The organism is Rhodococcus sp. MH15 (assembly GCF_019266045.1).
In the GTDB taxonomy this organism is placed as follows: Bacteria; Actinomycetota; Actinomycetes; order Mycobacteriales; family Mycobacteriaceae; genus Rhodococcus_F; species Rhodococcus_F qingshengii.
This window is the reverse complement of the sequence record NZ_LPNP01000036.1, coordinates 1-12706: the sequence shown is the minus strand read 5'-3', so window position 1 is coordinate 12706 and position 12706 is coordinate 1. Positions and strand designations below refer to the sequence as shown.

Genomic DNA, 12706 nt, shown 5'->3' with positions numbered 1-12706 from the left:
AATGTGTCGGCAACCATTCAGACGGAAGAATGAACAATCACCGACGAAAAATACTCACACCACACACAAACCAACCAAACCCCAAGAGGCGGTTGATCATTCGCGGATGTGAAGTACCAAAAAAAATTTGGCACTGACATTCATCGACACACTGTTGAGTTCTCAAAGAACACGCACACACCATCACCACGACCCTATGGCCGCCGCTCCGGGGCAACTTTTCCAGCCTATCCCAACCTGGTCACCGGCGCAAACCGCTGAACATTCGGGGAAGAACTGGAGGTGAAGCACAACCATACACGATGGAAACTACTTCGAAATTTGGTCAGGCACTTCGTACAACCTCGTGTCACTCGCCGTGAAGGCGGGAGTCGGTGTCCGTGTCGCTCTGACTTGGAATAAGTTACGCGTCCGCCGAAGTCTTTGACAAATCCACAGGTCAGAGACTCAGAGGTATCCATTTCCCCAGCAAGATTGCCCGTTTCAGTCGATTTTCACGAATTCGGACATCATGTGACGCCGGACACCGTGCCCGGATCGGCACGCAGCGGGAACTCACACCACTTGGACTCGGATACCTGCATCCTCGAACAACGCGACTTGCTTTGCGTCTACTGCAGCATCGGTAACCAGCACGGCCCCCGGCGGAATCGGCGCCCACGCATGGAAAGGACGTTCACCGAGCTTGGCGGAGTGGGCGAGGATGTAGACCTCGCCGGCACGTTCGATCATCATTTCCTTGAGCCGGGTCTGATCGAGCTCAGCTTCACAAATACCCAGGTCAGCCGTAACTGCATCGGCACCGAGGAATGCCTTGTCAAACGACACCCGCTGCAGCGACGCTTCCGCCAGTGGCCCGACGAATCCTTGACTGAGCTGCCTCAGGGTCCCCCCGAGACATTCGACTCGAACACCATCAGCGTCGGCTAACGCCTCGAGCACCGTAAGCCCTGCAGCGATCACCGTCAAATTCGTCACGTGACGTAAGAACTCTCCCATCGCCCCGACGGTGGTACCTGCATCAAGAAGTACGGTTTCCCCGGGCCGAACCTGCTCAGCAGCCCATTCGGCGATGCCCCGTTTGGCGTCGAATCCCTCCATTGCGCGTTGACGCAAGGAGGATTCCGGATGAGGGTTGAGAGCAATCGCCCCGCCGTACGTTCGAGCAATTACTCCCTGGGCAGTCAACTGACTCAGGTCGCGACGAATCGTGGATGCAGTCACCCCGAATTGGGCAGACAGATCCTCGACACTGGCCAGACCGCTGGTGCGAGCGAGCCTCGCAATCTCCGACCGCCTCGCCTCCGACTCCCGGATGGCCATCGCTCCTCCCCCTACAAACCGTGGTTCTTACTTGGAAACGAATGTGCTGGTTGCCAATTCGGCCGCCTGCCGCAGCGCTTCGACCATACTACCGGCCTCGGCGATGCCCTTACCTGCAATATCGAAAGCGGTTCCGTGATCGACGGAGGTACGGATGACAGGTAACCCGACGGTGATGTTGACGCCGGCCTCGATCCCGAGAACCTTGACCGGGCCGTGCCCCTGATCGTGGTACATCGCAACGATCAAGTCGTAGTCCCCACGTCCAGCGAGGAAGAATGCCGTGTCCGCCGGCAGTGGGCCGTGGATGTCGATTCCTTCTGCCTTCAAGAGTTCGACGGCGGGAATGATCTTCTGCTCTTCCTCTCCGTACCCGAAAAGCCCGTTCTCCCCCGCATGCGGGTTGATCCCGCACACGCCGATTTTCGGAGATGGATTGCCCGTGCGCACCAAAGCTTCGTGACCTCGACGAATGGTCCTCTCGACCAGGCCGGGCTCGATCCTGGCAACTGCATCGAGCAGTCCGATGTGAGTGGTCACGTGAATCACCTTGAGCTTGGGGGTCGACAACATCATCGACACCTCCTCGGTACCGGTCAGGTGCGCAAGCAATTCCGTGTGTCCGGGATAGATGTGTCCTGCCGCATGCAGCGCTTCCTTGTTCAGCGGCGCCGTGCAGATCGACTGGACTTCACCGCGTACGGCGAGTTCGCTTGCGACGCGGATATATTGATAGGCCGCATCCCCCGCGACTGCCGACAGTTCACCCCAGGCGAGATCCTCGGGTAGCAAGTCCAGGTCGATGACGTTGATCCGTCCATCGATGAATTCAGCATCCTTGATCTCCTCGATCGCGACCACGTCGACGTCGATTCCGAGCACCGTGGCAGCCAATCGCAAACGCTTCGCGTCGCCGACAACAACAGGGCGGCAACGCTTTCTCGTTTCACCGTCGAGGAGTGCGGGGACGATCACTTCCGGTCCGACGCCGGCGCCGTCGCCCATCGTGACAGCAATCAGCGGCAGTGGAGTGGATTCGATTGACATGGGATTGACCTCGTTGTCTGAAGGAGTAACTGAAGGCGGACTGTCCGGAGCGGCGACCGGGGTGGGTTGCGCGAGAAACTTCGTTATGGAGAAAAGACTGTGTGCATTCCCGAAACTGCCTGGCCGCGTGACGATGTACCGTCCGGTTCGATCGACGGAAAGTACGGCGCCGTGTTCGATTTCGTAAATCGGTGACAGCGTGTCGACCCGCAGGCGGTCGAGAACGCTGCGCGCGGTTTCGCCACCGGTAAGTACCAGGTCGATCGGGTAATCGTCGTGGGAGAATCCTGCATCGACGGCAGCGATCAGATCGGCGAGAGCCGAAACGAGGTGGACGGATTCTGCAGGCACGACAGGTCCACTTACCGAAACCACGACGTTTCCGCGATCCAGTGCGTTCAGAATCGGAAGCGGATCGACCGAATGCGCCAGCAGCTCAGCACTGTTCACTTCGATATGGTGCGCCCCTGAATCCCGAAGCAATGCCACTTGGTCCCCGGCAGACGCATCCGCCGTCCCCACGACGACCAAGGTAAATCGAGAAACACGAAGAGATGGGCACGCGACGGGTGACTGCACGGTTCTTCGTCGTGCCACTGCCATCGCGAGCGCCGAGGTTCCTACCAATCGAGAACCCCGAACCTCCTGTGCTGCAGCCACAATCAGTTCCAGATCACTCTCGGTCTCGACGTCGCAGATCGCCACCGACCCGGCTTCTGAGATCGACGCAAGAACCTGGCTCAAACGCCCGGAGCGAATGTCATCCAGCGATACGCCAGAAGTGATTGCCGACGGGCCGAGCGCCTCTGCAATCGACCGAGGAGTCGGCTTCGACTCCGCGCGCCACAGGTCAGTGGAGTGCAACGCAACCCCATCGACCAACACCACGCCGTCTTGCACCGTGCGCCCTTGTCTGGGCAGTCCGGCGGCGACGATGACCGGAGATCCGTCGCGGGAGAGTTCTCCAACCTCCGCTGCTATGTTGCCCCTGAGCAGGGAATCGATCTTCTTGACGATCTCGGAGCCGTCAGACGATTGCAGAACTGATCTCACGTCCCGAGAGGCTCTGGCGGGGTCGGATCGCCGTGAGTGCAGATCGAAAACCGTCACTCCTGATCCGTCGGGCGCATCTGGGCCGAGCCGAAGCGATATGCCCGAACTGCGGAGCAGAAATCCTGCGGCCGACTCCGCTGCTCCGGAAAGATCATCAGCGATGATTACCAGTGGTTTCATCGAATTCCTCGACCCCCTTTCGGTCTGAATCGAGTATGCACAGCATCGCAACCGATGCGCGAAGTACGCAATCGAAGTTACGGGACTTGCGCGAAGTGCGCAACAGTGCCATTGTGAGCTGAGTTACAAGCGAGAGCCCGACGCGATTGTTCACCAACAGTCCGCTCGGAGCGTCGCCCCCACGCTGCCCCGTCAGGATCGAAAGGTCACCGATGACCAATACTCGTTTGCGAACACCACAGCTCTCCCGGCGATCCTTTCTGCAGTTCACCGGGCTGATCGGTGGCGCAACGCTTCTGGGCACGACTGCCGCGTGCGCCGGCCCTACCGGGAAACCGACACAGGACACCCTGGTGCTCGGGCTCAACCGCTCGCTCGTCAGCCTCGACAACAAACTCAATCAATTCGACGCAGCAGTCACGGCTCAACGTGGCGTCAGACAAGGTCTCACCCGGATCGGCGACAATCTGACACCGCAACTCGTTCTCGCTGACAGGTTCGAATCGACCGGCCCGACCGAGTGGACGGTTCGACTCCGCGAGGGCATCCGTTACTCCGACGGCACACCTGTGCTGATCGACGACGTCACGACGGCAATGCAGATGTACCAGCAGGTCAGCGGATCGTTTGTCGCACCGCAGTTCCCCGAGTGGCCGACGGTCGTCCCCATCGACGATCGCACCTTCATCCTTCGGACGAATTCCCCGGTGCCGGTTCTGGACTCGCTCATGTCCAACATCTTGATCACCCCGGCCGCTGCCAACGAACCCAACGAACTGCAGAGCGGAATCGGGTCGGGACCGTTCGTCGTCAGCGAATCGAACCGGGGCACCGGCGATTACACACTTGTCGCCAATGACAACTACTGGGGCCCGGCCCCCGGCGTTCGTCGTGTTCAGGTCCGCTTCATTCCCGAAGAGGCCGGCCGCGTCGTCGCGCTTCGGAGCGGCGAGGTCGACGTCATCGACTCGATCAGTCCCGATTCCGCCGAACAACTCGCCGATCTGCCTGGTGTCCAGGTGGACACAGTACCGAGCACACGCATCAACCAACTGTTCTTCAACTTCCGCAAGCCCGCCGATCACCCACTGTCCAATCCGCGTGTCCGAGAAGCTCTCACGTATGCCATCGACGGTGAGTCACTCGCTCGGGACGTGCTGATCGGTTCCGCAGTCCCGGCCACCGGCCCCGCACCGTCGACCTTGGACGGAGCCGTGAAAACCGGCACTTACCAATATGATCCACGGAAAGCGCGGCAAATGCTCGAGGCCGAAGGCGCCGACGACCTCGAACTCACCTTCATCTGGGAAACCGGAGAGTTCACCAACGACGTCTCGGTGATGGAATCGGTACTCGAAATGATGAAGGCCGTGGGAGTACGCGTCAAACTCCAGCAGTTCGAACCGGGCGGTGACATCTCGTCCTGGCGCCAGGGCAAGACCGGCGACTGGGATGTGCTGGGCAACGGCTACGGCAACCAGACCGGACTTGCACTGACCACGTTGCAGGGGATGTACGCCGGCACAGCGGAGAAGGAAGCAACTCGCGACACCTATCACGGGTACGTCTTCCCCGAAATCACCGCGAAGATCCAAGCCGCATCCAGTGAACCAGACCCGACCAAGCGCGCCGCTCTACTCGACGCCGCACAACAAGACATCTGGAACACCTGGCCTTGCCTGTGGAGCTTCGTACCCAACGCACTCCTTGCGAAACGCACTCGTGTACAAAATGTTTCACTGACCCCAATCAACTCCTACGACCTCGGCGCCGTCCGATTGGAGGCCTGAGGCGATGACTCTCACCGCTCCGAAACCGCAAACCGCTCTCGGAATCTCTCCGCGTCGACGCACAAGGATCAACCCGACCGTCAAATACGTGCTCAAACGTCTGGCACAGAGCGCCTTGACGATCTTCCTCACGCTCACAACAGTGTTCGTCCTGATCCGAATGGCACCCGGCGATCCTGCCTACGCCTTGGCCGGACCGCTGGCCAGCACCGAGGATCTCGCACAGATCCGTGCTGACATGGGCTTGGACAAGTCGGTGTTCTCCCAATACCTGATCTACCTGTGGGACCTCGTCCACCTGAATCTCGGCACGTCGTACTCGTTCCAGGCGCCGGCCATGGACGTTGTCCTCGGCCGTCTCCCGTACACCATCACCCTTGCCGTCAGCTCCATTCTGTTGACCGCCGTGCTCTCGATTCCGCTGGGCGTGTGGATGGCCCGTCACGCGGACACCAGACGTGAACTCGGTGCGAACGTCGTAGCCGTCGGCGGGCAGTCCATGCCGGAGTTCTGGAGCGGCCTGATGCTGGTGACGATCTTCGCGGTCTTGATCCCAGTACTCCCGGCAGCCGGTTTCACCACATGGCCGTCGTTGATCCTGCCTACCGTCACCATCGCCATCCTTCAGATCGCGTTGATCTCCCGGATGGTTCGACGCGAAATGGTCTCGGCCTTCGCTTCTCCGTACATCACGGTCGCACGCTCTCGCGGAGTATCGGAACGCGAACTCACCTGGCGATATGCGATGCGTAATTCGGCGATTCCGATCGTCACCGCGCTGGGCACCAGATTCGCCGGAATGCTGAACGGCGTCGTGGTGGTCGAGGTCGTGTTCGCCTGGCCTGGTGTCGGCTCGCTGGTGGTCCGCGCACTCGAGACTCGCGACTACCCGCTCATCCAGGCCACCGTGCTTGTCACCGCGGTTCTCGCAGTGCTCGTGCAACTGGCAGTGGACCTCCTCTACCCCCTCCTGGATCCACGCGTGCGACTCGGAAAGGGCGCCAACTGATGACTACCGTCTTGGAACCTCCAACAACTCCACGCGCCAGCGCGGTCACCGAGGCAGACTTCGCACGCGCCGGAGCCACGCGCCGTAAGCGAGACAGCCGAGTCAAGATCTGGGCCGGCTCGATCTGCGCGCTCCTGGTGATTCTTCCTGTTGCATTGGCCGGGCTGCTCCCCCTTGCAGATCCGAACCAGACCAACCTGAGCAGTCGACGGCTACCGCCCCTCACCGACGGCCATCTGTTCGGCACCGATCAGTTGGGACGAGATCTGCTCTCACGGATCCTGCACGGCGGCCAGGTGTCTCTGACGATCGGTATTCTCGCCGTGATCGTCTCCGGCGTCATCGGCATCGTCGCCGGATCCGCCGCGGGGTACTTCGGTGGTTGGGTCGACACCGTGATCTCCCGCCTACTCGAAGCACAGCTTTCTCTGCCTCTGCTGATGATGCTGCTTCTCGTTGTTGCGCTGTTCGGCCCGTCCATTCCCGTCATCACGTTTGTCATCGCGATCGCACAGTGGCCCGAAGTCGCACGGTTGACTCGCTCATTGGTACTCGTCGAACGCGAAAAGCCTTACGTAGCTGCAGCTCGAGTCCTCGGACTTACCCGCATGGCCATCCTGCTTCGTCACGTCATTCCCAACATCGTCAAGCAGGCATCGCTCGTCGTCCTGCTGCTGCTCGCGCAGGCCGTACTGCTGGAAAGTTCGTTGAGCTACCTCGGCGCCGGACCGCAACGTCCATTCGCTACCTGGGGACGAATCATCGCCGACGGCCAGGACTACATCACCACGTCATGGTGGATCGTCACGTTGACCGGTCTGATGATCGTGCTGCTGGTCGTCGGAGTGAACCTACTCGGCGATGGTCTGCGCGATCGTCCTGCAGGTTCGAAACGACTGGGCGCAAGCCTGTTCGGGCGTGGCAGCGCCCAGAAAGCGAAGGCGTGAGACATGGGAAATCTACTACGGGTCGACGATCTCCAGATCGAACTTGTCACGGCGAACGCCGTCATCCGAGCCGTCGACGGCGTGTCCTTCTGCATCGACGCCGGTGAAACCGTCACCATCATCGGTGAATCCGGCTCCGGAAAGTCGACGACAGCCATGGGGATTCTCGGACTGCTTCCGGACGATCTTGCGGTTCTTTCCGGGAAAGCCGTGTTCAAGGGTCAGGACATTCTCGGAAACACGAAGATCCTGAACGATATTCGCGGAAAACACATCGCGCTCATCCCCCAGGACCCGATGACGGCTCTGAGTCCCGTCCACACCATCGGCAGCCAACTTCGAGAAGCAGTGCGCCACAGCGGTGTGACCGCGAAGAAGCAACAAATCGAGCGGGCAGTGCAACTGCTCGAGCAGGTACGCATTCCGTATCCGGATCAGCAACTCGACAAGTACCCGCATCAACTGTCGGGTGGAATGTTGCAGCGCGTCCTGATCGCCGGCGCTCTTGCTGCCGGCCCCGAACTGATCGTGGCCGACGAACCCACCAGCGCACTGGACGTAACCGTTCAGGCCGGGATTCTGGATCTATTGCTCGAGTTGCAGGAGCGCACCGGCATCGGAATGCTGGTCATCACTCACGATCTCGGAGTTGCGCGGTTGGTCTCCGATCGCATCTACGTGATGAAGGACGGACGTTTTGTCGAGACCGGTAGTGCCGACGTTCTCGTCGACTCACCGCAAAGCGCCTACACACAAAAGCTTCTCGACGCCATACCTCAACTGGGGCCTTGGGACGGCGACCCCGCCCGTTCAACACAGATCGGAGCCTCGGCATGACCCGCCACGAAACGCCACTTCTCGCCGTCGAAGATCTCGTGGTCGAGTATCCGGTTCCCGACGGAGTTTTCCGAGCCGTGGATGCTGTGAGCTTCTCGGTGGAAAAGGGCAAGACCTTGGCCATCGTCGGCGAATCCGGATGTGGCAAGTCGACCATCGCTCGATCGATCGTCCGACTCCTCACACCGACCAGTGGACGCATTCTCGTCGACGGCAATGACATCGCGCAGATGTCGGAGAAGTCGCTGCGCCCCTACCGCTCTCGCGTTCAAATGGTGTTCCAAGATCCGTACGGATCGCTCGACCCTCATCTGACTGCCGAGGACATCATCGGAGAACCACTGCGCCTCAAAGGTGTTCGGAGCAAGTCTGAACGTGCAAAGGCAGCAGCAGAACTCGTCGATCGCGTTGGCTTGCCCAGCTCGGCACTACACCGGCGTCCGGCGGAGTTCTCAGGAGGCCAACGTCAGCGCATCGGAATTGCTCGTGCACTTGCCAGCGGACCCGAGATCCTGGTCTGCGACGAAGCGACCAGCGCTCTCGACGTGTCGGTGCAAGCGCAGGTACTCGAGCTCCTACGTGAAATTCAGGCCGATACCGGTCTGACGTACGTTTTCATCTCACACAACTTGGGCGTCGTCCGAGAAATCAGCGAGACCGTAGTCGTGATGTCGAAAGGAACCATCGTCGAATCCGGTTCCACAGACACAGTTCTCGCCAGTCCGCGCGAGCCGTACACCCGCGCACTACGAGGCGCTGCTCTCGATCCCACCACCATGGTCGGCATCAAACCACGCCACGTGGTGGCAGCCCTGTCCAAGAACTTGCTAGCCAAGCAGACCGAATCACGAGGAGTTGCCTGATGACCGCCCCACTCGAGCTTCCGAAACTGGTGCTCGGCACCATGACATTCGGAGACACGGTCGACATATCGGGCGCCGGATCGATGCTCGACGCAGCACTAGGCGCCGGTATCTCTCACATCGACACGGCCAACGGCTATGCGGGCGGCGAGTCCGAGCGCATGCTGGCAAAGCTGCTCCACGGCCGACGCGATTCCGTCACTCTGGCCACCAAAGCGGGAATGCCGCATCCCGATGCCGGCGACAACAGCCCGCTCTCGACAGAGGGGCTCCGAGCAAGCGTCGAAGGAAGCCTGCGCAGACTCGACACGGACTACGTCGACCTGTTCTATCTCCATCAGCCGGACCGAACCGTCACGATGACCGAAACTCTCACCACCGTCGCGGAACTGGTTGCCGAGGGCAAGATCCGCACACTCGGCGTATCCAACTTCGCAGCGTGGCAAATCAGTGAAATCAACTACACCGCAGACACAGTCGGAGCTCCCCGACCGATCGTCGCACAGCAGCTCTACAACTTGCTCGCGCGTCGCATCGAAGAAGAATACGCAGAATTCGCGGACGTGACCGGACTGACCACCATGGTCTACAACCCACTCGGTGGGGGCCTGCTCACGGGGCGCCACACCTTCGAGGAAAGTCCCGCCGACGGCCGATTCGGCGACTCACGTCTTGCGTCGATGTACAAGGAGCGATACTGGAACACACAGATATTCGACGCGATCGCTCAACTGACGGCAATCGCAGAGCAGTCGGGCATCTCCCTGACCGAGCTTGCGTTGCGCTGGCTGGTCAGCAAGCCCGTCGCCGGATCGCTGCTCCTCGGAGGATCCAAAGTAACGCACCTCGAATCCAATATCGCGGCCATCGGGCGAGGTCCACTCGACGCCTCGACCGTCGAAGAGTGTGATCTCGTCGGTGCCGCCCTACGAGGCCCCATGCCCAACTACAACCGCTGAAACACCCGACCTTCATCAGGAAGAGTTCTTCACTATGTCAGCACAGGAATTCGCCGCACGCATCCGAGGACGCGAACGCATACTCGGATATTGGTCCGTCATCGACAGCCCGATCTCGACCGAATGGATCGCGCACGTCGGCTGGGACTACATTGCCCTCGACATGCAGCACGGCCTGATCGGCTATTCGGGGATGGTCGCCGGGCTCACCGCCATCGACTCGTCACCGTCCACCGTCGGGATGGTGCGCGTCGAGGCAAACAATCCGACACCCATCGGCCGTGCACTCGACGCGGGCGCTGTGGGCGTCATCGTTCCGCTGATCAACAACGCCGAAGAGGCAGCGGCCGCCGTGGCAGCCGCCAAGTATCCGCCTTTCGGCATCCGCTCCTACGGACCCATGCGCTCGCAACTCCGTATCGGCCCCGTTCCCGCCGACGCGAACCGCGACACCGTTGTATTTGCGATGATCGAGACCCCACAGGGTCTGGCGAACGTCGAAGAGATCTGCGCAGTGCCCGGATTGGACGGCGTGTACGTCGGGCCGTCCGACCTACGAATCGCCGTCGGAGGTAAGCACTCCAACGATCCGGACGTCGCCGAGGAATTCGAATCAGCGCTCACCAGGGTGCGCGAAGCTGCCGCCGTCAGCGGAGTCGCTGCGGGAATCCACACACCTTCCGGTCAGGTTGCGGCACAACGGCTCGGGGAGGGCTACACGTTCGCGACCGTGGCCTCGGACCTGACACATCTGGCGAACATCTCGGCTCAGCATTTGGATGCCGCCAAGTCCTGATCCGGGTACAAAAATGGCGATGCTCCCGCACTTGGTACGGGAGCATCGCCATTCTTGAACAAACTATCTCTGAATCGCCTTGATCTCGAGGAACTCTTCGAGCCCGAACGTGCCGGCCTCGCGCCCGACGCCCGACTGCTTGTACCCACCGAACGGAGCATTCGTGTTGAAGGCGCCGCCGTTCACCTCGACCTGCCCGGCACGCAGTTGCCGTGCGACGCGATCCGCGCGATCGGGGTCACCTGACCAAACGCCACCGGCCAGTCCGTACTCGGTGCCGTTAGCGATCCGCACTGCGTCGGCCTCGTCTTTGTAGCCCATGATCGAGAGGACCGGTCCGAAGATCTCCTCGCGCGCAATGGTCATGTCTTCGGTCACGTTCGCGAACACCGTCGGACCGACGAAATATCCACTGGCCAGACCGGTTTCGCGACCGTCGACAACCGCGGTGGCACCTTCCGACACACCCTTCTCGATGTATCCGCGAACGCGTCCCAGCTGATTCGCGTTCACCAGAGGACCAAGCACCGAAGTCGGCTGAGTCGGATCACCTACCGGGAAATGAGCGGCGACCGCAGCAGCAATTGCCGCTGCCTCATCCACCTTCTCCGCGGGAACCAACATACGCGTCAGCGCCGAACAGGTCTGGCCCGAGTTGATGAAGCACTTTGCGACGCCGTCCGTGACAGCCTTTTCGAGATCGGCGTCGTCGAGAATGACGTTCGCCGACTTGCCACCCAGCTCCAGCGAGACCTTCTTGATGGTGTCCGCGGCAACGATGGCCACTCGCTTGCCTGCCCGAGTCGACCCGGTGAAGGAGACCATGTCGACTTCCGGGTGGCCGGCGATGGCTTCACCCACTACCGGGCCGTAGCCACTTACCAGGTTGAATACACCTGCAGGCAAACCAATTTCGTCGAAGATGTCAGCGAGAGCGTACGTGATGAGTGGCGCAACCTCGGTGGGCTTGAGAACCACGGTGCAGCCCGCCGCGAGCGCACCGCCAACCTTCAAGACAACTTGGTGGAGCGGGAAGTTCCAGGGAGTGATCGCGCCGACAACACCCGCAGGTTCGCGAACAATCAGCGAATTCCCGACCTCGTGAGCGTCGAAATCATAAGTGCGAGCCAATTCGGCAAATGCATTCAAATTCGCGAGCGGCATTCCGATTTGCACGGGCTTCGCGAATCCGATCGGCATGCCCATATCCTGCGAAACCAGCGCCGCAAGATCATCGGTACGTTCGGCAATAATCGCCGCGGCTTTGGAAAGATATTCGGCTCGCTCGCCGCCGGATAGTGCAGACCAAGCGGGGAAAGCCTTTCGTGCTGCCTTCGCGGCCGCATCGACATCTTCGACAGTGCCTTCGGCGACAGTTCCTATCAGCTCTTCCGTAGCCGGATTGAGAACGTCGATCCGACCGCTGCCAGTGGATTCGATCCAGGCGCCATCAACATAGATTTTGGTGCGGTCGAGAATATCGGTCATCGAAGCCTCCGTAGTCATCACGCGTGCACAGGTGAGGTGGGCCCGATCACACGGGGCACCTCTTCCGAGCCTAGCCACGCTCGACGGGTTCCGTGGCAGGTTGGTGTCGAGATTGACCTTCGACTGACGAGACTTGTGGTGCGCGCACGCTTTTCAGTGATGGTGTGAACGTACCGTTCCCCTCGTCTAAGAGGGTGAGCGTGTCGTTCACTCCATGCCGGGGTGCCGGCGGCGTGCCCGCCCCTTTGATGGTGTGAACGGTGCGTTCGGTCGATCTGAGGCGACGACAGTGCCGTTCGCTCGAAGTCGGGGGCCGGCGAAGGTACTTTCGGGTGATGGTGGGGGTGTTTCGGGTACGAGAAAGCCCCCCAACCATCACTGGTTGGGGGGCTTCTCTAATGTGTGTTCGGCGGT

10 protein-coding genes are annotated in these 12706 nt (G+C 60.6%); 7 read left to right on the top strand and 3 right to left on the bottom strand.

Going from position 1 to position 12706, the window contains the following annotated elements; all coding sequences use genetic code 11:
- Positions 1 to 555: 555 nt before the first annotated feature.
- Together ATN37_RS00530 and pdxA are read right to left on the bottom strand one after the other, a co-directional pair.
- The gene (locus ATN37_RS00530; protein WP_218694595.1) at positions 556 to 1323 is read right to left on the bottom strand and encodes a DeoR/GlpR family DNA-binding transcription regulator; all 768 of its coding nucleotides are present in this window, start codon (positions 1321 to 1323) and stop codon (positions 556 to 558) included.
- A 27-nt stretch (positions 1324 to 1350) separates the two neighbouring features.
- A complete protein-coding gene (gene pdxA, locus ATN37_RS00525; RefSeq protein WP_218694593.1) occupies positions 1351 to 3603 on the bottom strand; it encodes a 4-hydroxythreonine-4-phosphate dehydrogenase PdxA in 2253 nt (750 codons plus the stop codon).
- Positions 3604 to 3815: 212 nt separating this feature from the next.
- Here pdxA and ATN37_RS00520 point away from each other — a divergent pair, with 212 nt between their 5' ends.
- The 7 genes from ATN37_RS00520 to ATN37_RS00490 are packed head-to-tail and all read left to right on the top strand — an operon-like array spanning position 3816 to position 10804.
- Positions 3816 to 5393 (top strand): ABC transporter substrate-binding protein, encoded by a 1578-nt coding sequence (locus ATN37_RS00520; RefSeq protein ID WP_007732494.1) that lies wholly within the window; start codon positions 3816 to 3818, stop codon positions 5391 to 5393.
- Between the two features lie 4 nt (positions 5394 to 5397).
- A complete protein-coding gene (locus ATN37_RS00515) occupies positions 5398 to 6402 on the top strand; it encodes an ABC transporter permease (RefSeq protein ID WP_007732496.1) in 1005 nt (334 codons plus the stop codon).
- On the top strand, positions 6402 to 7349 hold the full coding sequence (locus tag ATN37_RS00510) for an ABC transporter permease (RefSeq protein ID WP_003941426.1): 948 nt from the start codon (positions 6402 to 6404) through the stop codon (positions 7347 to 7349). Before ATN37_RS00515 ends, ATN37_RS00510 begins: the two co-directional genes overlap by 1 nt.
- Positions 7350 to 7352: 3 nt before the next feature.
- The gene (locus ATN37_RS00505) at positions 7353 to 8186 is read left to right on the top strand and encodes an ABC transporter ATP-binding protein (RefSeq protein WP_051649793.1); all 834 of its coding nucleotides are present in this window, start codon (positions 7353 to 7355) and stop codon (positions 8184 to 8186) included.
- Positions 8183 to 9049 (top strand): ATP-binding cassette domain-containing protein, encoded by an 867-nt coding sequence (locus ATN37_RS00500; RefSeq protein WP_007732503.1) that lies wholly within the window; start codon positions 8183 to 8185, stop codon positions 9047 to 9049. Before ATN37_RS00505 ends, ATN37_RS00500 begins: the two co-directional genes overlap by 4 nt.
- A complete protein-coding gene (locus ATN37_RS00495) occupies positions 9049 to 10008 on the top strand; it encodes an aldo/keto reductase (protein WP_058228524.1) in 960 nt (319 codons plus the stop codon). Before ATN37_RS00500 ends, ATN37_RS00495 begins: the two co-directional genes overlap by 1 nt.
- A gap of 34 nt (positions 10009 to 10042) precedes the next feature.
- Positions 10043 to 10804, top strand: a complete 762-nt coding sequence (locus tag ATN37_RS00490; RefSeq protein WP_007732505.1) for an HpcH/HpaI aldolase/citrate lyase family protein — start codon at positions 10043 to 10045, stop codon at positions 10802 to 10804.
- Between the two features lie 63 nt (positions 10805 to 10867).
- Here the strand turns inward: ATN37_RS00490 and ATN37_RS00485 are convergent, their stop codons facing one another.
- Positions 10868 to 12292 (bottom strand): aldehyde dehydrogenase family protein, encoded by a 1425-nt coding sequence (locus tag ATN37_RS00485; protein ID WP_007732506.1) that lies wholly within the window; start codon positions 12290 to 12292, stop codon positions 10868 to 10870.
- Positions 12293 to 12706: the final 414 nt, after the last annotated feature.